22 protein-coding genes and 1 tRNA gene are annotated in these 25,650 nt (G+C 60.8%); 19 read left to right on the top strand and 4 right to left on the bottom strand.

The window, feature by feature from the left end:
- Positions 1-214: 214 nt before the first annotated feature.
- Positions 215-1,564 (bottom strand): oxygen-independent coproporphyrinogen III oxidase, encoded by a 1,350-nt coding sequence (gene hemN, locus EN991_RS01145; protein WP_063169226.1) that lies wholly within the window; start codon positions 1,562-1,564, stop codon positions 215-217.
- A gap of 152 nt (positions 1,565-1,716) precedes the next feature.
- Here hemN and EN991_RS01150 point away from each other — a divergent pair, with 152 nt between their 5' ends.
- The 12 genes from EN991_RS01150 (at position 1,717) to EN991_RS01205 (ending at position 15,875) form a co-directional block, all read left to right on the top strand.
- Positions 1,717-2,460, top strand: a complete 744-nt coding sequence (locus EN991_RS01150) for a Crp/Fnr family transcriptional regulator (RefSeq protein WP_024502861.1) — start codon at positions 1,717-1,719, stop codon at positions 2,458-2,460.
- 494 nt (positions 2,461-2,954) lie between these two features.
- Positions 2,955-4,574 (top strand): cytochrome-c oxidase, cbb3-type subunit I, encoded by a 1,620-nt coding sequence (gene ccoN / locus EN991_RS01155; RefSeq protein ID WP_063169225.1) that lies wholly within the window; start codon positions 2,955-2,957, stop codon positions 4,572-4,574.
- Positions 4,574-5,305, top strand: a complete 732-nt coding sequence (gene ccoO, locus EN991_RS01160) for a cytochrome-c oxidase, cbb3-type subunit II (RefSeq protein WP_063169224.1) — start codon at positions 4,574-4,576, stop codon at positions 5,303-5,305. The genes ccoN and ccoO overlap by 1 nt, the downstream gene beginning before the upstream one ends.
- An 11-nt stretch (positions 5,306-5,316) precedes the next feature.
- Positions 5,317-5,466 carry a cbb3-type cytochrome c oxidase subunit 3 gene (locus EN991_RS01165; protein ID WP_024502864.1) on the top strand — a complete coding sequence of 50 codons (150 nt, stop codon included), beginning with the start codon at positions 5,317-5,319 and terminating at the stop codon, positions 5,464-5,466.
- Positions 5,467-5,468: 2 nt separating this feature from the next.
- Positions 5,469-6,332, top strand: coding sequence for a cytochrome-c oxidase, cbb3-type subunit III (gene ccoP / locus EN991_RS01170; RefSeq protein ID WP_063169223.1), 864 nt, complete (start codon positions 5,469-5,471; stop codon positions 6,330-6,332).
- A 167-nt stretch (positions 6,333-6,499) separates the two neighbouring features.
- Entirely contained in the window at positions 6,500-8,059 is a 1,560-nt protein-coding gene (gene ccoG, locus EN991_RS01175) for a cytochrome c oxidase accessory protein CcoG (RefSeq protein WP_063169222.1), read from the top strand.
- The gene (locus EN991_RS01180) at positions 8,056-8,553 is read left to right on the top strand and encodes a FixH family protein (protein WP_063169221.1); all 498 of its coding nucleotides are present in this window, start codon (positions 8,056-8,058) and stop codon (positions 8,551-8,553) included. Before ccoG ends, EN991_RS01180 begins: the two co-directional genes overlap by 4 nt.
- Positions 8,550-10,829, top strand: coding sequence for a cation-translocating P-type ATPase (locus tag EN991_RS01185; protein WP_063169220.1), 2,280 nt, complete (start codon positions 8,550-8,552; stop codon positions 10,827-10,829). Before EN991_RS01180 ends, EN991_RS01185 begins: the two co-directional genes overlap by 4 nt.
- Positions 10,830-10,834: 5 nt before the next feature.
- Entirely contained in the window at positions 10,835-10,990 is a 156-nt protein-coding gene (gene ccoS / locus EN991_RS01190; protein WP_081714250.1) for a cbb3-type cytochrome oxidase assembly protein CcoS, read from the top strand.
- 728 nt (positions 10,991-11,718) lie between these two features.
- The gene (locus tag EN991_RS01195) at positions 11,719-12,336 is read left to right on the top strand and encodes a hypothetical protein (RefSeq protein WP_063169219.1); all 618 of its coding nucleotides are present in this window, start codon (positions 11,719-11,721) and stop codon (positions 12,334-12,336) included.
- A gap of 280 nt (positions 12,337-12,616) precedes the next feature.
- On the top strand, positions 12,617-13,798 hold the full coding sequence (gene ubiM, locus EN991_RS01200) for a 5-demethoxyubiquinol-8 5-hydroxylase UbiM (protein ID WP_206519132.1): 1,182 nt from the start codon (positions 12,617-12,619) through the stop codon (positions 13,796-13,798).
- Positions 13,799-13,973: 175 nt separating this feature from the next.
- Positions 13,974-15,875, top strand: a complete 1,902-nt coding sequence (locus EN991_RS01205) for an EAL domain-containing protein (protein WP_082826564.1) — start codon at positions 13,974-13,976, stop codon at positions 15,873-15,875.
- A gap of 1,453 nt (positions 15,876-17,328) precedes the next feature.
- Here EN991_RS01205 and EN991_RS01210 read toward each other — a convergent pair.
- Both EN991_RS01210 and EN991_RS01215 read right to left on the bottom strand, forming a co-directional pair.
- On the bottom strand, positions 17,329-18,651 hold the full coding sequence (locus EN991_RS01210; RefSeq protein ID WP_063169217.1) for an integrase: 1,323 nt from the start codon (positions 18,649-18,651) through the stop codon (positions 17,329-17,331).
- A gap of 114 nt (positions 18,652-18,765) precedes the next feature.
- A tRNA-Ser gene (locus tag EN991_RS01215) sits at positions 18,766-18,855 on the bottom strand.
- 404 nt (positions 18,856-19,259) lie between these two features.
- Here EN991_RS01215 and EN991_RS01220 point away from each other — a divergent pair.
- From EN991_RS01220 to EN991_RS01235, 4 genes are all read left to right on the top strand, one after another.
- The gene (locus tag EN991_RS01220) at positions 19,260-19,940 is read left to right on the top strand and encodes a 50S ribosomal protein L21 (protein ID WP_127368020.1); all 681 of its coding nucleotides are present in this window, start codon (positions 19,260-19,262) and stop codon (positions 19,938-19,940) included.
- Positions 19,941-20,037: 97 nt separating this feature from the next.
- On the top strand, positions 20,038-20,307 hold the full coding sequence (gene rpmA / locus EN991_RS01225) for a 50S ribosomal protein L27 (RefSeq protein WP_013529063.1): 270 nt from the start codon (positions 20,038-20,040) through the stop codon (positions 20,305-20,307).
- A gap of 120 nt (positions 20,308-20,427) precedes the next feature.
- The gene (locus EN991_RS01230; RefSeq protein WP_164766114.1) at positions 20,428-21,015 is read left to right on the top strand and encodes a GNAT family protein; all 588 of its coding nucleotides are present in this window, start codon (positions 20,428-20,430) and stop codon (positions 21,013-21,015) included.
- Positions 21,016-21,036: 21 nt separating this feature from the next.
- On the top strand, positions 21,037-21,567 hold the full coding sequence (locus tag EN991_RS01235) for a GNAT family protein (RefSeq protein ID WP_127368022.1): 531 nt from the start codon (positions 21,037-21,039) through the stop codon (positions 21,565-21,567).
- A 7-nt stretch (positions 21,568-21,574) separates the two neighbouring features.
- Here the strand turns inward: EN991_RS01235 and EN991_RS01240 are convergent, their stop codons facing one another.
- Complete coding sequence (locus EN991_RS01240; RefSeq protein ID WP_013529066.1) at positions 21,575-22,444, bottom strand: endonuclease/exonuclease/phosphatase family protein; 870 nt, start codon at positions 22,442-22,444, stop codon at positions 21,575-21,577.
- Between the two features lie 133 nt (positions 22,445-22,577).
- Here EN991_RS01240 and obgE point away from each other — a divergent pair, with 133 nt between their 5' ends.
- The 3 genes from obgE to EN991_RS01255 all read left to right on the top strand — a co-directional run.
- Positions 22,578-23,609: a GTPase ObgE gene (gene obgE / locus EN991_RS01245; RefSeq protein ID WP_013529067.1), complete on the top strand. Its 1,032-nt coding sequence runs from the start codon at positions 22,578-22,580 to the stop codon at positions 23,607-23,609.
- A gap of 4 nt (positions 23,610-23,613) precedes the next feature.
- Positions 23,614-24,804, top strand: coding sequence for a glutamate 5-kinase (proB, locus tag EN991_RS01250; protein WP_127368023.1), 1,191 nt, complete (start codon positions 23,614-23,616; stop codon positions 24,802-24,804).
- 3 nt (positions 24,805-24,807) lie between these two features.
- The coding region (locus tag EN991_RS01255; protein WP_127368024.1) for a glutamate-5-semialdehyde dehydrogenase at positions 24,808-25,650 on the top strand (843 nt) is incomplete at its 3' end.

A 25,650-nucleotide genomic window follows, 5' to 3' on the forward strand; every position in this document is an offset into this window, starting at 1 on the left:
CCGCCGCCGGCTACAACTTCTCCCTCCTGCTCAGGTGGCTGAAGGGGTTTTTGTCGCTCTTGATTGCCCTGCTTCAAATCCGGCCGAAGCCGGTCGCCGCTTAGGGCTCGGATTGTTCACGGTCGACGATTTGATGCGGTAGTCGCCTATGAGCGGTCAAAACGAACGCAGCTGGTTCGCCGATCGACCAAACGGCGAGCGCACTGTGCTTTGCTCAGACCGCCACCGAGTGCCTCGCCGTTCCCCCTTTGAAATATGTATCGAACTTGGCCGCGATGGTTCGAATGAAGGGGCGACTTTCAGTCCGTACGAGGAAACTGTCACCATCGAATTCAAGCGCTCGGGCAGGATCGTGGAGTGCGATGGACCTCGAGCGATGAAGGAGCTGCTCGCCGGCTTTGCCGAACCGCTCCACCAGGTCGACTGCCGAGAAGGCAAAATCACACATCAGCCGCTCGATGATCCAGCCACGGACGCGATCGTCGTCGGAAAGGGCAACGCCGCGGACGGCAGCCAACCCGCCATCCGCAACCATGCGCCCGTACCCGGCAGTCGAAGCCATGTTCTGCACGTAGCCTTGGCGAAAACGACCGATGGACGAAGGGCCAAGTCCGATCAGTGTCGGGCAGCGATCCTCAGTGTAGCCCTGAAAATTGCGATGCAAAACCCCTGCGCGGGCCGCTATGGCCAGCGCATCGTCGGGCTTCGCGAAATGATCGAGTCCTATTGCCTCATATCCCTTGGCGACAATTGCCCGCGCCGCGAGTTGAGATTGGGCGAAACGCTCAGTGGGACTCGGCAGCCATGCCTCGTCGATCATCGTCTGATGCTTCTTGAACCAGGGCACATGTGCGTAGCCGAACAGGGCCATCCGGTCTGGCTCCAAGGTCAGTGCCTGCGCCACCGTGGAACAGATCGTCTCGCGTGTCTGATTCGGGAGCCCGTAGAGCAGGTCCAGATTGACCGATTCGACGCCCCGCGAACGAACCCCGTCGACGACTGCCTTGGTCTGCAAAAAACTCTGCTCACGATTAATTGCTTTTTGCACTTGCGGATCGAAATCCTGCACGCCGAGGCTCGCCCGCGTTACGCCGATTTGAGCAAGTGCATCAAGGCGCGCCTTGTCCATGTCGTTGGTTTCGATTTCGATGCTGACCGTAGCATCCGGGAGAAGGTCGAAGCTGTCCCGCAAGGCCGCTCCAAGAGCAACCATATCATCGGGCCTCAGAATAGTTGGCGAACCGCCACCGAAGTGGATTGCACGGACATGTGCCTTGCCGCTCACCAGACCGGCAATCGTGACGATTTCGGCATTCAGCGAGCGCAGATAAGCGGCCACCGGCTCATATTGGTGCGTCTGCTTGGTGTGGCAGGCGCAGAACCAGCAGAGCTTGTCGCAGTAAGGAATGTGCAGGTACAGCGAGATTTCGTCGCCGCTTTCCAGCGTCTCCAACCAGCCACGGTAAATGGCAGCATCGATCCCCGAATGGAAATGCGGCGCCGTCGGATAGCTGGTGTAGCGTGGGACGTTCTCGCTGAGTTTGACAGCTATTTCCGATTGCATCTCGCGTTCACCGTGTTGCCCGCCGGAACACTGCACGCATCGCTGAAGCAGACCCTGATCTCGATCAGCCGCGCTCATGGACAAACCGCCGCAGGATTTCTCTACCCTGGATGGGTATCCTGCCGGCAGTTAGGATCGGGTAAGGCGAACGCATGACCTTTCGGCAAGACATTCATAGTTCCGGCATTCCTGTTCTTTGCTTCCCTTGCGAGGCACGGCGTCGCGGTGTCTGCGGTGCGCTCGATCCAGACAATTTGGTTGGGCTCGCCAAGACTTGCTCGCGTCGCCGGATCGAGTCAGGAATGGAGTTGACCGGCGAGGCACAGAACGTCGACAGCTACTCCAACGTGCTTTCAGGCGTGGTAAAGCTATCAAAGAGCCTGTCGGATGGGCGCCAGCAGATCGTCGGTCTCCAGTTTGCACCGGATTTTCTGGGACGTCCTTTCAAGGAGGAAAGCTCGATCAATGCGGAAGCGGCAACAGCAGTCACGCTGTGTTCGTTTCCGCGAGCGGCCGTCGAACGGATGATGAAGGCGTCACGGGAATTCGAGCATCGCCTGCTCAAACAGACGCTGAATGAACTCGATGAGGCGCGCGAGTGGATGGTGACGCTGGGGCGCAAGACAGCTCCGGAAAAGGTGGCGACTTTTCTCCTCATGATGGCCCGGAATATCGATTCCAGTCTCGATGCGGCTTCCGGGTCGGCCTCCTTCGATCTGCCGCTGACGCGTGCCGAAATGTCTGATTTCCTTGGAATCACCAGCGAGACCGTGAGCCGCCAACTGACGCGATTGCGGGCTGACGGGGTGATTCGGATTGAGAACGCACGCCATGTGACGGTGGACAGCATAAGCCGTCTGGAGAAGCGCTGTGGCGGCGGACGCGAGCGGCCCTAAGCGGCGAGGCCATGTCGCATGACTCCGGGGCGGGCCGTGTTTGCCTTTTAATGCGATGTCGCCGCGCCTTCGACGAAGCGGCGTCACGGTTGTCGAGACAAACAGCTTTCGGGCTTTGATAGGAACGTGACCAATCGCCAGGTGTGTTTCGGCACATACCGGCGAAGCATGGTCCTTAATCTGCCACGGCTCGGCGGAACGATCGCGTTCGTTTCCAATGGGATCCGAACAACGTTTGGCAGGGCATCGGCAATAGCATCCAACGCGCGCAGAGCCTCAGCTTTCGCCTCAGCGATCGCGTCTGCGCCCGCCCAACCCAGGGAACGCCTTCCATGAGGGAGTGAGCCCGCGCTGCGTTCCTCGTTCATTCGCCACCTGCTGATTGCGCCGCACAAAATCGTGCGGCCTGACATAGATCAGGGCGAGGGGGCGGCGGCTGCGCGATTAGTGCGCTGCGGATTTGGCATCCACCAGATTCGAGATCGGGATCTGCAATGAAATTCGGCACAGAGATCGTCCTTCTAAGCGTGTTCGCTTTTGCGGCCCTGGTGGCCGCCGGCTTCGGCGTGGATGAACCTTTCCGCCGACACATGTGGGTGTTGTTCTTCGCAGTGGCTGGTTTCACTGCGATCCTGTTGCGCAACACGGAGTTCAGGCCAGCAGCTCCGATTGACCCATCCGCTTACATGGATGGTCCGATCCGCTACGGCGCGATCGCCACCGTGTTCTGGGGTGTCGTCGGCATGCTGGTCGGCGTGGTGATCGCGCTGCAGCTCGCCTACCCCGATCTCAACATCCAGCCCTGGTTCAATTTCGGTCGTTTGCGGCCGTTGCACACATCCGGTGTCGTTTTCGCCTTCGGCGGCAACGCGCTGCTTTGCACGTCTCTGTATGTCGTGCAGCGCACCTGCCGCGCGCGCCTCTTCGGCCGTGATCTCGCCTGGTTCGTCTTCTGGGGCTACCAGCTGTTCATCGTCATGGCCGCGACCGGCTACCTGCTCGGCATCACCGAGGGCCGCGAGTACGCCGAACCCGAATGGTATGTGGATGTCTGGCTGACCATCGTCTGGGTCGCCTACCTCATTCTGTTCCTTGGCACGATCCTGAAGCGCAAGGAACCGCATATCTACGTGGCCAACTGGTTCTACCTGTCGTTCATCGTGACCATCGCGATGCTGCATGTGGTCAACAACCTGTCCATACCAGTCTCGTTCCCGGGCTCCAAGAGCTACTCCGCCTTTTCAGGGGTCCAGGACGCCTTGACGCAATGGTGGTACGGCCACAACGCGGTCGGCTTCTTTCTCACCGCCGGCTTCCTCGGCATGATGTATTATTTCGTGCCCAAGCAGGCGAACCGGCCAGTCTATTCGTACCGGCTGTCGATCGTCCATTTCTGGGCTATCATCTTTCTCTACATCTGGGCCGGGCCGCATCACCTGCACTACACCGCCTTGCCCGATTGGGCGCAGACGCTCGGCATGGTGTTCTCGATCATGCTGTGGATGCCGTCCTGGGGCGGCATGATCAACGGCCTGATGACGCTGTCCGGCGCCTGGGACAAGCTGCGCACCGATCCGATCATCCGCATGATGGTGATGGCCGTCGCCTTCTATGGCATGTCGACCTTCGAAGGCCCCATCATGGCGATCCGGGCGGTCAATTCGCTGTCGCATTATACCGACTGGACCATCGGGCACGTCCATTCGGGTGCGCTCGGCTGGGTCGGCATGATCTCGTTCGGCGCGATCTACTACATGGTCCCGAAGCTCTGGAACCGTCAACGGCTCTACTCGCTGAGGCTCGTCACCTGGCACTTCTGGCTGGCGACACTCGGGATCGTCGTCTACGCCGCGGTGATGTGGGTGTCCGGCATCATGCAGGGCCTGATGTGGCGCGAATATGGCGAGCAGGGCTTCCTGGTCTACTCCTTCGCCGAAACCGTCGCCGCCATGCACCCCTACTATGTCCTGCGCGCCATCGGCGGCGCCATGTACCTCTCCGGCGCCCTGATCATGGCCTGGAACATCACCAGGACCATCCTCGGCCACCAGCGCGAGGAGGAGCCGATGCCGAGCCCCGTCGCCATCCGACCTGCGCGATCAGGAGCCAGGTAATGGGCTTGATGGACAAACACGCAATCATCGAGAAGAACGCCACGCTTCTTCTCGTTGGCTCGCTGCTCGTGGTGACGGTCGGCGGCATCGTCGAGATCGCGCCTCTCTTCTATCTCGACAACACGATCGAGAAGGTGGAAGGCATGCGCCCCTATTCGCCGCTCGAACTTGTCGGGCGCAACATCTATATGCGCGAGGGCTGCTACCTCTGTCATAGCCAGATGATCAGGCCGTTCCGCGACGAAGTTGAGCGCTATGGCCACTACAGCCTGGCTGCCGAGTCCATGTACGATCACCCCTTCCAGTGGGGATCGAAGCGCACCGGGCCGGATCTCGCCAGAGTTGGCGACCGCTACTCGAATGCATGGCATGTCGCGCATCTTACCGACCCGCGCTCGGTGGTGCCGGAATCGATCATGCCGAGCTATGGGTTCCTGAAAGACACGCCGATCGACGTGAAGGATTTCTCGACGCATCTGGTCGCCAACAGGCTTGTAGCCGTCCCTTACACCGATGACATGATCGCCCACGCCAATGCGGATCTGGCGGCGCAGGCCGATCCCAATGCCGACACATCAGGCCTTGAGGCGCGTTACCCAAAAGCCAAGATCGGCGACTTCGACGGCAACCCGCAACAGGTCACCGAAATGGATGCCCTGCTCGCCTACCTGCAGATGCTTGGCACACTGGTCGACTTCAAAAATTACGACGAAGCCGCCGGCTACCGCTGAGGAGAACGCTGATGACCTACAATTTGATGCGGGCGTTTGCCGACAGCTGGGGCCTGGTTGCGATGGCGCTGTTCTTCGTGGGGTGCATCGCCTTTGCCCTACGCCCCGGCAGCCGAAGGCTGGCCGACGAAGCGGCCCGCATTCCGCTCGAGGACGAGTGATCATGAGCGACGAGCATATCGATGAAATCTCTGGCGTCTCGACCACCGGCCACGAATGGGATGGTATCCGGGAGCTGAACAACCCGCTTCCCAGATGGTGGGTTATCACTTTTTACGTCACCATTGTCTGGGCGATAGGCTACACCATTGCCTATCCAGCATGGCCTCTGTTGCACTCGGCGACAACGGGTGTGCTCGGCTATTCCAGCCGCAACGAGGTCAGGAACGAGCTGACCGCGGCTGAGGCCGCCAAGGGCAAATATATCTCGGCGGTGGAGTCCAAGAGCGTCTCGGAAATCGCCGCGGACGACGGCCTGCGCGAATTCGCAATCGCCGCCGGTGGCGCCGCTTTCAAGGTCAATTGCGTACAATGTCATGGCTCCGGCGCCCAGGGTTCCAAGGGCTTTCCCAATCTCAACGACGACGACTGGCTGTGGGGCGGCAAGGCCGAGCAGATCCAGCAGACGATTACGCACGGCATCCGCTTCGCATCCGATCCGGACACGCGCCTGTCGGAAATGCCGGCCTTCGGCGACATCATTACCGCCGACCAGATCGCACAAGTCAGCGCCTACGTGGCCAGCCTTTCCGGCAAGGTCCGCGATGCAAGTCTGATCCAACCCGGCGCCAAGGTCTTTGCCGAGAATTGCGTGGCCTGTCACGGCGACAATGCAAAAGGCAACAGGGAATTCGGCGCCCCCGACCTGACCGATGCGATCTGGCTCTATGGATCCGGTGAGACAGCCATCGCCGCACAGGTCCGTGCGCCAAAACAGGGCGTCATGCCGGCCTGGGTTGGCCGTCTCGGCGAGATCAAGGTCAAGGAACTTGCAGTTTATGTCCATTCGCTTGGCGGCGGAGAATAGGAATGGAAGGTCCTATTCTTCGGTCCCCCCTGCCAAGCGGACGAGGCCCGGCGTGAGCCGGGCCTCGACACCATCCCTAATGCGATCTGCACAACCCGGCAAGGCTATCCTACGGCGAGGCTTTACGACAGGTGCCCCTGACATTGGCTGGGAAAGTGGAGTTGCACATGCGTGACAAGACGCAGTTGACAGGGCTCGAAACAGAAACTGTCAATTCCGCCAAAACCCGCAAGCCGCTTTATGCCGCGCGTCAAAAGATCTTTCCGAAGCGCGCCTCGGGCAACTTTCGTCGCTTCAAATGGCTGGTGATGACGATCACACTTGGCATCTATTACCTGGCTGCGTGGCTGCCTTGGGCTCGCGGTCCATTTGCCCCGGACCAGGCAGTCCTGCTCGATCTCGCGAACCGGCGCTTCTACTTCTTCTTCATCGAGATATGGCCCCAGGAATTCTTCTATGTGGCCGGCCTCCTGGTCATGGCGGGCGTCGGTCTTTTCCTGATCACCTCGACTGTCGGCCGTGCCTGGTGCGGCTATGCATGCCCTCAGACGGTGTGGGTCGATCTGTTCCTCGTCGTCGAACGTGCGATAGAGGGCGACCGTAACGCTCGCATGAAACTCGATGCAGGCCCCTGGACCGCCCGCAAGCTGATGCTGCGCTTATCGAAGCACGCCGTCTGGCTGGTCATCGGTGCGGCGACCGGCGGCGCCTGGATTTTCTATTTTGCCGATGCGCCGACGCTGGTTGGCGAACTCTTCACCGGCACCGCGCCACCCGTCGCCTACATCACTGTCGCCGTGCTGACGGCTACCACCTACACGTTCGGCGGTCTGATGCGCGAGCAGGTCTGCACCTACATGTGCCCATGGCCGCGCATCCAGGCAGCGATGCTCGACGAAAGTTCTCTCACCGTCACCTACAATGACTGGCGCGGCGAACCGCGTTCTCGCCACGCCAAGAAGGTCCTTGCCGCAGGGCTGCCGGTCGGTGACTGCGTCGACTGCAATGCCTGCGTCGCGGTCTGCCCGATGGGGATCGACATCCGCGATGGCCAGCAGATGGAATGCATCACCTGCGCGCTGTGCATAGACGCCTGCGACGGGGTCATGGACAAGCTCGGCAAGGAGCGCGGGCTGATCTCCTATGCGACACTGTCCGACTACAACGCCAACATGATGCTGGCGACCGCGGGCGGCTCCAGTTCAGTCAACCCGTCGCAGGTCAGGACCGCTGATGGCCTGTTCTCCGACAAGGTGGCGCATTTCCATATCCGCAAGATCTTTCGGCCACGCACCTACGTCTACATGGGTATCTGGTCGCTGATCGGCCTGGGTCTGCTCTATTCGCTGCTGACGCGCGATCGGCTCGAAGTCAACGTGCTGCATGATCGCAATCCGCAATTTGTCACGCTGTCCGACGGCTCGATCCGCAACGGCTACACCGTCAAGCTGCTCAACATGATCCCCGAGCCAAGGACGATCGTTGTCGCGATTCAAGGCTTGCAGGGCGCCGAGATGAGCGTGGTCGGCGACGACATCCCGGAAGGCCGTTCTTTTGCCATTCCGGTCGAACCCGACCGCCTGAAAATGCTGAAGGTCTTCGTGCGCCAGCCGGCGGATCAAATCCAGGGCACAGCGCAGACCTTCAAGTTCCGTGTCGAGGACAAGGCGAGCTTCGAGGCGGACGAATACACCGCCACCTTCAACGCGCCGGAGACTGCCAGATGACCGCTAACGCTGAAAAACCCCGCGTATTCACCGGCAGGCACATGCTGGCCATCATCCTAGCCTTTTTCGGGGTGGTCATCGCGGTCAATCTGACGATGGCAACGCTCGCCAACACGAGCTGGACCGGCCTTGTCGTCGAAAACACCTATGTGGCGAGCCAGCAGTTCAACAAGAAGGCCGAGGAGGGGCGGGCGCAGGCAGCGCTCGGCTGGACCGGCAAGCTGACCATCGCATGGGGCGAGGTCCGCTATAGCCTTACCGACGCCGTCGGCAAGCCGATTGCCTTGCATGGCGTCAAGGTGCTGTTTCGCCATCCCGCCTACGAGAAAGAGGACAAGGCGGTCAACCTCGCCCTCGCCTCCGGCCAGGAATTCGCAGCCCAGCACATGCCGAAGGATGGCGTCTGGATCGTCGAAGTCGACGCTGACGCCGGTCTGGCCGAGCCCTACCGCGAAGTCCGCAGGATCATGATTTCCCATGGAGCGCTGAAATGAGTTGTTGTGCACCGGGCGCCGAAATGGCGCTTGATCTGGGCAGCACCACGTCGGTCCTGCCGTCTAGTCAAGAGATCAGGCTGGCGAGCCGATCGCTTGGAGATGATCTCCGCCAAACCGATCTTTCGGTGCCGAGCGTTCATTGCGCAGCTTGTATCCAGACGATCGAGACGGCGTTGGGAACGCTCGATCGCGTCGAGAGCGCCCGCGTCAACCTGTCGACGAAACGGGTCTCGGTCCGCTGGCGTGGCGACGAGGTTCCACCGTTCGTCGCCGCGCTTGGACGGCTCGGCTACCAGGCGCATCTCTTCGCCCCCGAGATTGATGAAAAGGACAGGACGCTTTCGGAGTTGATCCGCGCCGTCGCGGTTGCCGGGTTCGCGGCGGGCAATATCATGCTGCTTTCGGTCTCTGTCTGGTCCGGGGCCGAAGGGGCTACCCGCGACCTGTTTCACTGGGTCTCCGCATTGATCGCCATCCCAGCGCTCGCCTTCGCCGGCGGCATCTTCTTCCGCTCGGCCTGGAATGCACTGCGCCACGGCCGCATGAACATGGACGTGCCGATCGCGGTCGGAGTGTCGCTCGCTTACGCCATGAGCCTCTATGAGACGATCAACCATGGCGACCACGCCTATTTCGACGCGTCGGTTTCGCTGCTTTTTTTCCTTTTGATCGGCAGGACGCTGGATCACGTGATGCGCGAACGTGCCCGCACCGCGGTGAAAGGCCTGTCGCAGCTGGCCGCACGCGGCGCCATGGTGCTGCGCGGCGATGGCGCGCGCGACTATCTGCCGGTTGGCGAGATCGAACCGGGGATGCAGCTGCTGATCGCGGCCGGTGAAAGGATCCCCGTCGACGGCAAGATCATCCACGGAGCGTCTGATCTCGACTGCTCGCTGGCCTCAGGCGAAAGCGCGCCGAAAAACGTGGCGCCGGGCGAAGCCGTGCAGGCCGGCGTGCTCAATCTTACCGGCCCGCTGACGATCGAGGCGACCGCCGCCGCGAAGGATTCGTTCCTCGCCGAAATGGTTCGGCTGATGGAAGCCGCAGAGGGCGGTCGCGCGCACTATCGCCGCATCGCTGATCGCGTGTCGGCACTCTACGCGCCCGTGGTTCATCTCACCGCCTTCGTGACATTCCTGGGTTGGATGGCGGCGACGGGCGACTGGCACCGGGCGATGACGATCGCCATTGCCGTTCTGATCATCACCTGCCCGTGCGCGCTCGGCCTCGCCGTACCGATCGTTCAGGTGGTCGCCGCGCGGCGTCTGTTCGAGAACGGCATCATGGTCAAGGACGGTTCGGCCATGGAGCGCCTGGCGACGATTGATAACGCAGTGTTCGACAAGACCGGAACGCTCACGCTCGGACAACCCCGGCTCCTCAATGCATCGTCGATCGATCCGGCCATGCTGGCAATCGCGGCAGACATGGCCGCGCACTCGCGTCACCCGTTTTCAAAGGCCATAACCGGCTTTGCCGCTCCTGGCGGGCAACACAAATTCGATGCCGTCACAGAGCATCCGGGGTTCGGGATCGAAGCCACTGTCGCCGGAAGCATCTGGCGGCTGGGTCGACGCGGATGGGCTGGATGGAAGGCCCGGACCGGTGGTGAAGGCAACCATGGCTATGGCGGAACGGTGCTGACAAAAGACGGGTTCATTGTCGCGACCTTCGATTTCGAGGATGCGCTGCGCGCCGACGCGGCGGCGGCGATCAAGCGATTGAACGATACTGGGGTGTCGATGCAAATGCTGTCGGGCGATACCGCAGGTGCCTGCGGTGAAGTTGCAAGAATGCTGGGTGTCGAGGACTTCGTTCCGTGCCTGCTGCCGTCGGGCAAGGTCGAGCGCATCGAGACCCTGGCGAAAGACGGACACAAGGTTCTGATGGTTGGCGACGGCCTCAACGACACGCCGGCGCTGAGCGCGGCGCATGTCTCGATCGCTCCGGCCACCGCCGCCGACATTGGCCGCAATGCCGCCGACTTCGTATTCCTGCGCGAAAGCCTTCTGGCAGTGCCTCTCGCGCTGGACGTCTCGCGCAAGGCGGGACACCTGATCCGCCAGAACATCGCGATTGCGATCGTCTACAATGCCGTCGCCGTGCCGATCGCCATCCTGGGCCACGCCACGCCTTTGTTAGCGGCGATTGCCATGTCTGCCTCATCGGTGCTTGTTATTGGAAACGCATTGCGCTTGCACGGCTTCGGGGCGAATGCGACGCTGCAAGTTATTCAAAAAGTCGGACGCTCCGCAGTCAGCTATTCGGCATAATCCTCGTGACGACGTTGCTCTATCTCATACCAGTGGCCCTTTTTCTGGGTGCACTGGGTGTGTCCGGCTTCGTCTGGGCATTGCGAAGCGGTCAATACGAAGATCTCGACGGAGCCGCCGAGCGGATACTAATTGATCGGGACGACAAACCGGAACGCTGATTTCAATCCGCTGTGCATAAGATGCGCGGATCGCGCTCGTCAGTCGAGCCGGCTCGGTCGGGAACAAGCTGTCCATGCTCCATGCTCCATGCTCCATGCTCCATGCTCCATGACCATCTTGACCTAAGCTGCACACTACATTTGTGAAAAGCCTCTGTCGTGCGAAGGACTGCCTCCCATTGCACCCAGTATGAGGCGTGTGATGCCACGAGAGTACCTCGCGTGGCCGGACGAGAGCTTGGCAATGTGCGCACGGGTTCCAAAGTGGAACGTCACGGTCGATCACCTGACCGTGAACCGCCAGTGCCGATTGGTCATGTCTGGCTGATCCAGATCAGGGTCATACTCATCGGCGTGGTCTATTGACCAGTCTTCGACGGAGAAATGCATGACTTACGGAAAGATTGGTCGTCATTATCAGCACCTTCACGGTTCTGGGTTTTCTGTCGTGTGGTCGGCCATGCCTTGTGCTTACGGCGCAGCCATTAGCTGACCGGCGTCGTGTGTATCTCGCTTGCTGGCTGACCATCCGCGTGGCTTGCGCGGACAGGGGGCCGATCAACAGCTTTCGCCTTTGATGGGTTGTGTGCGTCGTTGCCGATCCATCCCGATTCCCGGCCCGCGCCTTGAGGCTATGCGACGGTACCGGAACCCAGCGCACGTCACGCGGTTCCGCGCGCGTGGTGTCCGCTCGTCACGACGATGAACGAACAAGCGGCTGGAGTACCATGAACACCGTACACATCATCGACTGCCACAATGCAAATGACTACTTCGCCGACAGGCAAGAGGGACCGATCGTGCAGCACTTGTTAAAGGCTGTCAACATCCGCGCGGAGCTCCAAATGGCGTTGAACCGAACGAAATTTGGTGAGGCTGTAGTACGAGCGATGGAGGCGGAGTGCGACGTGCTTCACATCGCCGGGCACGGCAATGGTGACGGGATCGCTTCGTCCAGTGGGCGAAGTGGCCTTCTTTGGGCTGACTTCGTAAAAATGTTCCAGGGCTCGCATCCAGCGCCGAAGATCCTCGTGATGTCAACGTGCTGCGGAGCATCATCGGGGTTGGGACGTGCGTTTTCGAAATCGATCAACCGTCCGAAGTTGATCATTGGTTCGAGTGACGCGCGCTATTTCGACGACTATGTCGCCGCGTGGGCTTTGCTCTATCGGCGACTGAATTGCAAGGACATCGACATCGAAGCCATGCAGCAGGTTCTTGATGAGATATGCGCGGTCGTGGATAAAAGTTTCCGCTACCTTGGCTGGGATGACGAGAGAGAGCGCTACGTTCGATACCCTCACCCTCGCAAGAGAGCCCGCTTCGACGTCGTGGAGCGTGAGTAGTATGCGCAAGGGTTCCAGGTGGAATGTGGCGATCGATGCGGCGCGGCCGTCGCTGACCAGCGTCGCGAGTGTCTCGCTTGCTGGCGGCGATCTGCGCGGCTGCGCGGCGAAAGGGCGGGATCGGTTAGCCGCATCCACCTCTGAGCGCTTTGAGTGCTTCGTTGCCGATCGATGCGAATCTCCCGGCCCAGCGCCTTTAGGCAATGCGGCGGGCACGGAGCTCATGTCACTCGGCTCAGTTCCACCGTTACACGAGGATAGGCGACCGGATGGCGGCACGCTGATGGGCTCTGACGATAATTTTGACATCGTTGTCGTTGGAGCCGGCCCGGTCGGCGTTTCGTTCGCTGCGTCGCTTGCCCAAAGCGAACTCAAGGTGGCAGTTGTTGAACAGAACACATTCGATAGTCTGGCGAATCCGGCTTTCGATGGTCGCGAAATCGCGCTGACCAACGCTTCGATCAGAACCCTTCGCGAGCTCGGCGCCTGGGATGTCATCCCGGCTTCGGACAAATCAGCACTTCAAGGCGCGCGCGTGCTCAACGGCTCGAGCGCATTCGCTCTTCGTTTCGATCCTCCCAGCAACTCTGGAGAACCGCTGGGGGTTTTGGTTCCAAATTGCCGGATCCGCGAGGCGCTGTTCAAAATCGTCCGCTTGCAGGATCGCGCCCGGCTGTTGTGCGGCCACTCGGTCGTCGATGCAACAAACAGCCAAGAAGGAGCAGTCGTAACGCTCTCTAATGGCGCGCGTTTAACTGCTCGGCTGGTTGTTGCCGCGGATTCGCGTTTGTCCGCCACGCGTGATCTGCTAGGCATCGGCGCCGATATCAACCGGCTTGGCCACTCGATGCTGATTTGCCGAGTGAGGCACGAGCGCGCCCACCACCAGATCGCCATCGAATGGTTCGATCACCATCAGACGATAGCGATATTGCCCCTCGCGGAGGGCATGTCGTCGCTGCTGCTCACATTGCGCTCAAACGAGGCCTATAGACTGCTTGCCTTCGATGATGATTTGTTCCTGTCGGAGTTGACGAAACGGTGTCGAGGGCGCCTTGGAAAAATGACCTTGGCAAGCAAGCGCCACACCTATCCGCTGGTCACGACCTGGGCGCACAAATTCCGGGCGCCGAGCGCCGCACTCATCGGCGACGCTGCCATCGGCATGCACCCGGTGACCGCTCACGGATTCAACATCGGTCTCAGCAGCCAGAAGCAACTCGCCCGTGGAATCATGACTGCGTGCCGCGACGGCCGCAATGTTGGCGACCCCGACATGCTGCATATATACGAAAGGCGGCTGCGCCTGTCGGCGGCGCCGCTCTACCATGCAACGAACATATTGGTTGGACTCTACTCCAGAGACCACCTGGCGGCACGGCTTGCAAGGCATCTGGGGCTTCGCTTTGCCCAACATGTTCCCCTTGTCCGGCATGGGATTTCGGCGGAGCTCCAGCGGTGATACTGCACCAGCAGTCGCATTTTTGCGCGTGCTGGGCGAGCGATGAGAGAGTGCATGATGCACCGGAGTAATCCTGCTCCCCGACGCTGATCTCCGATTGAAGAATTAACCCGTCCTTCAGGGGGGCTGCATAGGCTGCGGACAAGCAGGAGTAAGCAAGCTGACCCGTCCAGCCTTGGAAAAAGAAGATCCGCTGGAGGCGAGAATCCTTCAGGACCAGCTCGCTGATCTGAGGGCAGGCCTTTTCGTCTCAATGCCGATAAGCATTGTGCTGTCCGGGCTGATTTTGACCGTGCAGGCCCTTTCCGGGAACGGTCTTGCTGGCGCGGCCTGGTTTTCGGTCGTTAATGCGATAAATGCCGCCCGCCTTGCACTCGCCCGTCATCAGCTGAAGGAACCCGGAGTCCAGGATGATCTGACACGGGTTTGGCTGCGGCTTCGCTGGTTTGGCAGGCTTGCTCTTCTGGCGGGATTCACCTGGTCATTCCTTGCCGTCCTAACGGCTGGATACACGACGTCTCAAGCATCGCTGCATCTAATAATTCTGGCGGGCATTTCAGCTGGCGCGGTCACGTACGGCAGCTCATATGCTGCGGCAGCGATATGCTTCATCACACCGCCACTCCTCATTGCCGCCGCATGTTTGCTGACGAAGGGAGCCCCGGAAAACTACATTCTGGCTTTTGCCGTCCTGCTTTTCGAGGGCGGCCTGGTTCGATCCTCGTTCGTTGGACAAGCGCGCTTCCGTGACGCGAGCCGCCTGAGACATCAAGCCGAGCGGCTTGCCGCGGAAATGGAGCGCAATTCCAGGGAGGACCATCTTACCGCGCTCCTCAACAGGCGGGGCCTCGAACATGCAATCGATCAGTTTGAGAACACCGATGGACCCTTTGTGGCCATGCTGATTGATCTGGACGGGTTCAAATCTGTCAACGATACCTACGGTCACAGAACGGGTGACGAGCTGCTTGCCAGGATCGCCCGCCGAATAGAGGAAGAAGCACCGGAGGGCTCAACGCTCGCCCGCATCGGTGGGGATGAATTCGTGCTGGTTTTTTCTTCGCGAAAGAATTCTCCTTCTCCCACCAATCTCGCGTCCAATCTCATAGCCAAGCTTGCTCGCCCCTATCCTGGGATCGCATCAGTCCGCATTGGAGCGTCTATAGGAATCTACTTGGCTGAAAACCCCGGACTAACGGAAATGTTGTTGCGGGCCGACATCGCCCTTTACACAGCTAAGCGCCGCGGCAGGAATGAATTTTGTCTGTTCGATGCCGAGCTAGCCCGGGAGTTGCAACGCCGCCAGTCAATCGAACGCGATCTTCATTCGGCGATAACGATGAGAAGCTTGGTCGCTTGGTTTCAGCCAATCGTAAGACTCGAAACTGAAGCCGTCGTCAGTTTTGAAGCCTTGCTAAGATGGTCTCACCCGCTTCACGGTCCCATTTCTCCGCCCGAGATCATGACAGCGGCACGCGAAACTGGAATGCTTCAGCTGCTAACTCAAACGGTATTCGCCGACTGTTGCGCTCTTATCGAGGGCTTGGTCAAAGCTGACCGTCGTGATGTTCGTGTGGCGATGAATGTTTCACCGTGCGAGTTGGAAGCTGGCGATATTGACGAGATGATTCTTAATGGTCTGGCGGCAAAAGACCTCCCTGCAACGATGTTCGACATCGAGATTACCGAAGAAGCCCCAGTGGATCCGGACAGAGTGGATGAAAAGCTCGCCCGGCTTTCACATGCTGGCATTTCTATCGCGCTCGATGACTTCGGCACCGGTTTTTCGACGTTGGCATCGCTCAAGGACAGTCGGATCAGGAAGGTGAAAATAGATCAGGGCTTCGTTCGCGGCTTAGCCAAGTCCCGGGAGAATCGGCTGCTTGTCAAAGCGGTGATTGATCTTGGTAGGACGCTCGGGATCGAGGTCATGGCCGAGGGCGTTGAAACAGAGGCAGATCGGCAAACTCTGTACAAGCTTGGCTGCAGAACCGCGCAGGGCTTCCTGTTCTCTAAGGCAGTGCCTCTCCATTTGGCACTTGATTCGGTAGTAAAAGAGCACGCGAAGGAGTTGTGACCGGCCTCTCCGTCCGTGCTGCTCGCGGAACTTTCATGTGGGGTGGACCTGACGCGCGAAAGCCGTTTCGGACGGTAGAGTTATTACGGGGGCGAAACTGAGCACGTGGTTTGGATAGCAGCAATCCGGTCCACCGGCGCACATGCAGCGGCTTCATACAAGCGTTCAAGTTGCGAGATGAGCTTGAGTGAACGACGTCGGAGAATTGCGTCCTTTGGACGCTGGTTTCGCGGTTCCCGTAGGATTCGATTACGGGAAGCGTTCTTGGCTGCTTCTCGGCTCAGCGCTCATCGGGATGAACAACGTACCCGCGGTCAAGGTCTTCGCGACCTCAACCCAGTCACCATCCCGCAACAGCAGCGGTCGGGTCCTGATCAAGCGCTCAGCCTCAGCACAGGTGCTGGAGCAACGGTAGAGCGCGGAAAACGTGTATCGGAATGCGCTGGCTCACCATAGGAAGCTGCCACGGCATGTCGAATGTCCCCAGGGGGCGGACCGTTCCCTTGCATTTGTCTCGATGACGGGCTCTCAAAGCTAAAGCCAAGAGAGCTTTATAAAAATCGCACCCGATCGGCTGCGCAACGACGACCAGCTGAGGCCCGATCGGGTGCTAAGGTCGTGCCAAAAAAGGCGCGTCACTGTCGCATTTCTAGCCGGCTTGCGATCGGACGTCATCTCTTGGCGATCGCTGCCCCTTCTCTCAAATGCGCTTAGCGGCGCCGATGGCGAATAGCGCAAGCTTTTCCACCCGTTTCTACTCCACTACCGAGACTCGTCACCAACCTCCTTTTATTCGCTTCCATATGGCCCATCCTGTCTCCAATCGAGGAGGAGCGCGAACATGGGCCAAGCCGTAGAACGTCTCAGTCTCGGGAATTCTTCTGCTCGCCAAACTGCCGTTGTCGCCGGCACCATATTTGGCAGGGTGACAGTGCACGACAAGATATCAGGCGTTCTTGTCTGGGCTGAACTATGCTTGCAAGCCATAACCCAAAAATCGCCGATCCCTTTGAATTCGAGCCGGATGAATGGGTGTTTCAAAATTTTTGGCGGTTTTAGGCAGAACCCTCCGATGGCCCGCGTACCGGTCAAGCTTCGTGAGCACTTTAGGTTCGTCGATCAGGCATAGGTTTCTTTCCCATGCCACATGCTGGCCGTTTGCCTAGTTCGGAAGCCCTCGAGAGGCGTTGCTCGTCTTGGTATGGCGTCGCCCCTTTTTCCGATCCATCGGCCACGGAGCTAGAATGGTGTCTAGCTGTTGCCGCCTACTTGGTCATCCGGCATGGAGATGCCTATATACCGACCTTCGAAAGGCTGGAATACGAGGTCGAACAAATGCGGCGGAAGCTCGGAAATCGCGAGCGAGCGCAGCGCGTGCTGGCCACGCTCAACCTAAATGGCTCGGACAGCTGGAGCCGTGAGGTTGGTTCTCAAGGCCTGGATGGCGCCGCAATCACATTCGCCCGGGCGGGGTAAAAGCGATTTTTTGGAGCCACTCGCGCTTTTGCGCTAACGAAGGTCCCGCGCCGTATTTGGGCCGGATCCATTTGTGGCCCATCAGAGAAGCAATTACCTTCTCCGGCGCCTCAACTGCCGTCAGCCGGTCCTCGAAAGTGTGTCGCAGGCTATAAAGACTATGCTCGGAAGTCGGCAGAAGTTCCTTGCTGGCGAGCACCTTGTTGACGAGCGCTGAAAGTGACGCGGCCTTGTCGCGATAACGAGGAAAGCCGTCCGGATGGAGCTTGATGGCTGCAAGTGCGCCGCCAACCAAGGGAATGTCACGGGCTGAATGACCGGTCTTCAAGCGACGGCCATTGGGGCGCACCCGCACATGCGGGATTTCTCGATCGAGGTGGATTGTTTCGGTGGTGAGGTTTGCCGCTTCAGAAAGCCTGAGTCCGGTATCGGCAATCACATAGATTAGATGGCGGGCTTCGTCATTGAGTCCGTCGAGCGCGCCTTCAGCGAGTATCTTCTCCTGAATGAACTCCGCTGTGAACGCAGCGCGTTGCCCGGGGACGGCGCCGGAAAGACGCAGGTTTCGAAAAACCGGCTCCAGCTTGAGCTGGTGAGTCAGATCGACGACGCGCAGCATTTTCGAAACATGGCCGATGTCCTTGTTGGCCGTACCGATATCAAGTCCATCCTCAACGATCCGCTTTTGCCACCACTCGCGGAACGCGATTGCGTCGTCCCGAGTGAGGCTTGCGATCTCCTTGTCGCCAATGACTCCAACCAGATTGGCAACTGCGCGCTTTTTGGGGTTACGCCATTTCTTGATTTGGTTGGGCGACATGGTCAGCAAGTTCTGTTGCTCGATCGTCTCGAATTCCTTGATAAGACCGCTCAGGCGGACCGCTGGCCGCTTCTCCCCACCCATGACGGCCGAGACGTCCTGCGCGTCCTCGATCGATTTTTTGTCGAGGAGCAGCTTGATACGGGCCATGAGTTCGTCGAGCGGCCCCGCTGCTAGTTCCTCGTTAGTGCGATAGGCCAATCCAAATGACCGCGCGCGCTTCCTCGCGGCTTCGAAACGCAGCCCCGCCTCGGCGGATTGGCCTTCCCGCAGTCTACGCCAATACGCCTCCAGCCCCGCGCCGAGGCTTTGCACTGCATCTCGCGCCCGTACACCGCGGGGATCGTCAGCCACGGCGACGCCCGTGGAAATGCGTACTAGGCAGCGGCGATCAAACGCCGCGAATTCCTTCGGCACCCTGCGGACGAGATACCAGATGCCTTCACGTTTATGCGGCTTTGGCGCTGCGGAACGTCGCATTATCTTTCTCTAATGTTACACAGTTTGTTACACAGTCTAAGATATGTTTCGCTTCGTGCTGGTCAAGCGCAACAAGGAAGCTTTTGAAAGGAAAGGATTTTTATGGAAGCTAAATGGCGGAGAGGGAGGGATTCGAACCCCCGATGGGCTTGCACCCATGCCGCATTTCGAGTGCGGTGCATTCGACCACTCTGCCACCTCTCCGCGGTCATGGTCGGCCGTTGCCGGCGCGGCGCACTAGATAACGGCTGAACGGGCAGGTTACAAGGCCAATCCGTCAGTTATTTGGCTTGCCGGGCAAGCAGCGGATTCGCGACGGTTCAGCGGCGGCGAGGCCTGGGTAGGTTGGTAACCAGTCACGCGTGCTTGCCTCGATGACGGTCACGTCGTGCAGTCGTGCTGACACGCTCGATCCTTCGGCCGCCAACAACAGTCCCGACAACAGCTGTTTGCCTTGACTCGCACTCAACCTTCGGTTAGGGACAGCGCGCAATCGGCGTGGAGGGTTCTTCCGCGCCGCTTGTTTTTTGAACCCGCAGACTGACAAAAAGACGGCTGAACCGCCAGAGGCGGCTCATCAAGGCCGACCGAACAGCGAAAGGCAAAAAATGTTCGCAGTCATTAAAACGGGTGGCAAGCAGTATCGCGTTGCCGCCAACGATCTCCTGAAGATCGAAAAACTCGAAGCCGCTGTCGGCGATATGGTCGAGATCGGCCACGTCCTCGCACATGGCGAAGGCGAGAATGTCACGTTCGGCGCGCCGTTCGTCGACGGCGCGGTGGTCACCGCCGAAGTCGTCGAGCAGGGCAAGAACCGCACCGTCATCGCCTTCAAGAAGCGCCGCCGGCAGAATTCGCGCCGCAAGATCGGCCATCGCCAGCTTTTGACCACCGTGCGGATTTCCGAGATCCTGCTGGGTGGCGCCAAGCCGACGAAGACGGCAGCGGTCAAGGCGCCGAAGAAGATGAAGGCCGAGGCCGCCACCGAGGTGCAGGCGGAAGCCGCGCCGAAGAAGGAGCCCAAGGCCAAGGCAGCCGAGACAAAGGCAGCCGAGACCGCGGCAGCGCCGCTGTTCAAGGCGCCCAAGGGTGAGCCGGACGATCTGACCGTGATCAAGGGCATCGGCCCGGTCGCAGCCAAGGATCTCAACGAGCAGGGCATCATCACCTTCGCGCAGCTCGCCAAGCTGACCGACAAGGATGTCGCCAAGATCGACGAGCACATGCCCTTCAGCGCCGACCAGATCAAGGACTGGCGCGAGCAGGCCAAGGAATTGGCGGCGAAGTAATTTTCTGGCGACCAGGTCGCCGGATCGGACTTGAAACGGAACGCGAACGCGTTCATAAGGCCTTTTAGGCGCCTTGCGGCGCAACGGAGTTAGTTAGATGGCACACAAGAAAGCTGGCGGCTCGTCGCGCAACGGTCGCGACTCGCATTCCAAGCGTCTGGGCGTGAAGAAGTTCGGCGGCGAAGCCGTCATCCCGGGCAACATCATCATTCGTCAACGCGGCACCACGTGGCATCCCGGCGTCAATGTCGGCATGGGCACGGACCATACGCTTTTTGCGCTCGAGACCGGCGCCGTGACGTTCAACAAAAAAGCCAACGGCCGAACCTACGTATCGGTCAACCCGATTGCCAAAGCCGCGGAGTAGCCGGTTCCGCACTAGAACACCGGCGCCCATCTCGGGAACCGGTGTCTGGCAAAGCCAGGAAAAGGATCAGGGGAGATGGGTTTCCATCTCCCCTTTTTCTTGTGCCTGGAGGACTTTCAAATGGTTGCCGAAGCGGAAGACTCAGAAGACGAAAGTTACGCGATAGACTGCCCGGTGCTGGTCACCGAGCGGCTGGTGATGCGGGCGCCCCACGAGGGCGATATCGCGCAGCTGGTCGAGCTTGCCGACAACCGCCATGTCGCCGAAATGCTGGCACGCATGCCGCACCCCTATGGCGAGGCCGAGGCGCGCGCTTTCCTGGCCATGACCAAATCGCGCCGGGCCGGCATTGCTTATGCCCTGACGCTGGCTGGCACCGACACCTTCCTCGGTTGCGCCGGCCTCAACACCACCGATCGCGGGCTGGAGCTCGGTTACTGGATCGGCGAGCCGCACTGGAAGAAGGGCTATGCGACGGAAGCAGCGCACGCGCTGGTCGATCTCGCCTTCCAGAGGACGTCGATCCAGGTCCTGCATGCCTCGACGCGGGTCATCAATCCGGCCTCGCGCCGCGTCATCCACAAATGCGGGTTCCAGTATGCCGGCCAGGGCATGCTGAACTCGATCGTCGCCGGCCAGGTTCCCGTCGAGCGCTACCGGCTCGATCGCAAGACCTGGACCAGCCTGCGGAACTGGGTGCATTTCTGATGGATGACGGCGGTCAAGCCAATGGTCGACAGCAGCGATATTGAAACGGCCGCGATCGCGCCGATGACGCCTGGGGATATCGAAAGCTTTCATCGCGCGCTCGATGTCGTAGCGCGTGAGCGAAAGTACTTGTCCTTCCTTGAGGCGCCACCGCTGGATCAAGTCAGAAGTTTCGCAATGGATCGTATCGGGAGAGGCGATCCGGGGTTCGTGGCCGTTGTTCGTGGCGAGGTCGTCGGCTGGTGCGACATCTCACGCCATGATCGGCTCATCCATGCCCATCGCGGCTCCCTCGGGATGGGGATTGTTCCTCCCTATCGGGGGCGTGGCCTTGGACTGCGGCTCATCAATGCAACCTTGGCGCAAGCGCGCAGGGCCGGTTTCGTCCGCATCGAACTCTCCGTGCATTCCGACAATGCTCGCGCCATCTCTCTCTACGACAAGGTCGGGTTTGTCAGGGAGGGCGTGCAGAGCGATGCCGTCCATGTCGACGGGGAATACCGCGATACGATCATGATGGCGATCGTCGAACGCGAAAACGCCGCCAGATGAATGGCCATCAGCCCAGCTCGACCCACACTGGCAGATGGTCCGAGCCGACTGCCTTTCGGTCGACCCATAGACGCTGCAGGGATCTGGCAAGCGAAGCGCTGGTGAAGATATAATCGATGCGCTTGTGCCGGCTGGGATCGGTGGGTTGCTTGGGATCAACCCAACTGATGAGATCGTCGCCGGTGGCGTTCAGCCGCAAGGCGGCATCGACGGCGAAGTCGGCGGTCAGCGGCATGCCGAATTCATGGTCCGGCCGGCCGGCGAGTTCGACATATTCGGGTGAGCCGGCCAGCATGTTGAAATCGCCCATTCCGACAAAGGCTTCGGGATGCGGCAGTTCCGGCAGGCCGATCTCGGCGACGCCGGACAGTGCTCCGCCTTCGAGCGCATAGTTCAGCATGCGTTGGCGCAGGAACTGGATCTGGCTGGCGCGTTCGAGGGGGCTGCGGTGATCGAGATGGATGGAATAGAAGCGGATGAAACCAAGCGGCGTCTCGATCAGCGCTTCCAGCGCGCCGCGCTGGAAGTTCATCATCTCGAAGCTGCGGCTGCGCGGCAAAAGCAGGTTGCGCGACAGATGAATGGGCGTCCTAGACAGCACCATGTTGCCGAGCTGGAAGGTTTTCGTCACGGCACGGCCGTTGTCGATGTGCGAACCGATATTGGCCTCGAAATTGCTGCCATAGACGGCGAAATAGTCGGGCAGCGCCTCGCCGATCTCGGCGACCATGTCGCGGCCGCCATTCCGAGGATTGTTGCGGGTCACCTCCTGCAAAGCGATCACGTCGGCTCCGCGCACGGCATCGGCGATGCGCCCGACATCGTACTGCCCGTCGAGGCCGATGCCGTACTGGATGTTGTAGGTTACAAGCTTCATTCCGACGTCTCTCCGGCCAACCCACATGGCCATTGTCACAAAACGGCCTCGCCCTTCGCCGCGCCTTGGTTTAGAGCAAGGGCCAAGGTTTAGAGCAATGCCGCAAAGCCACTAGTAGAAACTGTACAATCTCATGAAATTTCTCGATCAAGCCAAGGTATACATCCGCTCCGGTGATGGCGGCGCCGGTTCGGTGTCGTTCCGGCGTGAAAAATTCATCGAGTTCGGCGGGCCGGATGGCGGCGACGGCGGCCGCGGCGGCGATGTCTGGCTGGAGGCGGTCGACGGGCTGAACACGCTGATCGACTACCGGTATCAGCAGCATTTCAAGGCCAAGACCGGCGTCCACGGCATGGGCCGCAACATGACCGGAGCCAAGGGCGCCGACGTCACGCTGAAAGTGCCGGCCGGAACGCAGGTGTTCGAAGAAGACAACGAGACGCTGATCTGCGACCTGACCGTGGTCGGACAGCGCTTTCTGCTGGCCAAGGGCGGCAATGGCGGTTTCGGCAACCAGCATTTCAAGACCTCGACGAACCAGGCGCCGCGCCGCGCCAATCCCGGCCTGCCGGGGCAAGAGCTCAACATCTGGCTGCGGCTGAAGCTGATCGCCGATGCCGGGCTGGTCGGGCTGCCCAATGCCGGCAAGTCGACATTCCTGGCGGCGGTCACCGCAGCCAAGCCGAAGATCGCCGACTATCCCTTCACGACGCTGCATCCCGGCCTCGGCGTTGCCCGCATCGACGCGCGCGAATTCGTCATCGCCGACATTCCGGGCCTCATCGAAGGCGCGCATGAGGGCGTCGGCATCGGCGATCGCTTCCTTGGCCACGTCGAGCGCACGCGTGTGCTGCTGCATCTGGTTTCGGCGCAGGAGGAAAATCCGGGCAAGGCCTACAAGACCGTGCGAGCCGAGCTCGACGCCTATGGCCATGGCCTCACCGACAAGGTCGAGATCCTGGCGCTTTCCCAGGTCGACACGCTCGACGCCGATGCGCGCAAGAAGAAGGTCGCCTCGCTGAAACGCGCTGCCGGCCGCGCGCCGATGCTGTTGTCGGCGGTCACCGGCGAGGGCGTCGAGGCGGTGCAGCGGGCGCTGATGGCGGTGATTGCTGAGGCGCGCGCGCAGATCGCGGCGCCGGTCGAGACGCGCTGGGACAAATAGGGTCATGCAGTCGCTGAGAAAATATCGGCGCATCACCGTCAAGATCGGCTCGGCGCTGCTCGTCGACCGCACGACGGGCCTGAAGCGCGACTGGCTGGCTTCGCTCGCCGACGACATTGCCGGGCTGGCCCAGGGCGGCGCTGAAATCCTCGTCGTGTCGTCCGGCGCCATCGCGCTTGGCCGCACCATCCTTGGCCTCGGCAAGCGAGCCCTGAAACTGGAGGAGAGCCAGGCGGCGGCAGCCGTGGGACAGATCGCGCTGGCCGGCGCCTGGTCGGACGCGCTCGGCAAGGGCAGCCTGAAATCGGGCCAGATCCTGCTGACGCTCGGCGACACCGAGGAGCGCCGCCGCTATCTCAACGCGCGGGCGACGATCTCGACACTCTTGAAGATGAAGGCAGTGCCGGTCATCAACGAGAACGACACGGTGGCGACTTCCGAAATCCGCTACGGCGACAATGACCGGCTGGCGGCCCGCGTCGCCACCATGATGGGCGCCGATCTTTTGGTGCTGCTTTCCGACATCGACGGGCTCTACACCGCGCCGCCGGCGCGCGACCCCAACGCCAAATTCATTCCGGTGGTCGACCGCATCACGCCTGATATCGAGGCGATGGCGGGTGCGGCCGCTTCCGAGCTGTCGCGCGGCGGCATGCGCACGAAGCTCGATGCCGGCAAGATCGCGACCGCCGCCGGCACCGCGATGATCATCACGTCGGGCACTCGGCTGTCGCCGCTGATGGCGATCGAACGCGGCGAGCGCGCTACTTTCTTTCGGCCGAGCAGCAACCCGGTCAAGGGCTACAAAACCTGGATCGCCGGCCAGCTCGAGCCGGCCGGCCGGCTTACGGTCGATGCCGGCGCCATCGGCGCGCTGCTGTCGGGCAAATCGTTGCTGCCGGCCGGCGTCAAGCTGGTCAGCGGCAATTTCTCGCGCGGCGACACGGTGGCGATCCTGTCGCCCGAGGGCCGCGAGATCGCGCGCGGGCTGGTTGCCTATGATGCCGCCGATGCCGTAAGGATCGCGGGCCTGAAGACGGCCGAGATCGAAACCGTGCTCGGCTACGAGGCGCGTTCGGCGATGATCCACCGCGACGACCTTGTGGTGAGCCATTCGGGTGACCAAGTACGGGCCGGCGACCAAACAGGGGCCGGTGACCAAGTCACGGTCGGTGGCGATGTAAGCGGAGGATGAGCCATGCTGAAACTGCATGAAAAATCCGGGGATGACACTGTCGCGCTGATGGCCGATATCGGCCGGCGCGCCCGCGCTGCCGCCCGGCCGCTGGCCATTGCCACGACCGCCGCCAAGAACGCCGCACTGCTGGCCATGGCCGAGGCGATCGTGGCCCGTGAGCAGGACATTCTCGACGCCAACGCCATCGATGTTTCGAATGGTCATGAATCCGGGCTTTCCACCTCCTTCATGGACCGGCTGAAGCTCGATCCGGCGCGCATCCGCGCCATGGCCAACGGCATCCGCGAAATCGCCGCGCTGCGGGATCCGGTTGGCGACGTGATCGCGCAGTGGGACCGGCCGAACGGTCTGCATATCGAGCGCGTGCGCACGCCGCTCGGCGTCGTCGGCGTCATCTATGAGAGCCGCCCGAACGTCACCGCCGATGCCGGCGCGCTGTGCCTCAAGGCCGGCAATCCGGTGATCCTGCGCGGCGGTTCGGATTCGCTCAATTCTTCCGCCGCCATCCACGCCTGCCTGGTCGAAGGGCTGAAGCAAGCGGGCCTGCCGGAGGATGCCATCCAGCTGGTGCCGACCACCGACCGCGCCGCCGTCGGCGAGATGCTGAAGGGGTTGGGCGGCAACCTCGACGTCATTATCCCGCGCGGCGGCAAAAGCCTGGTCGGACGGGTGCAGGCCGAGGCGCGGGTCCCGGTCTTCGCCCATCTCGAAGGCATCTGCCATCTCTACATCGACCGTTCCGCCAAGCTCGATATGGCGGTGCGGATCGCCGTCAACGCCAAGATGCGGCGCACCGGCGTCTGCGGTGCCGCCGAGACGCTGCTCGTCGACCGGGCGGGTGCC

Origin of the sequence: Mesorhizobium sp. M7A.F.Ca.US.005.03.2.1 (genome assembly GCF_003997795.1) — a bacterium.
Taxonomy (GTDB): Bacteria; Pseudomonadota; Alphaproteobacteria; order Rhizobiales; family Rhizobiaceae; genus Mesorhizobium; species Mesorhizobium ciceri.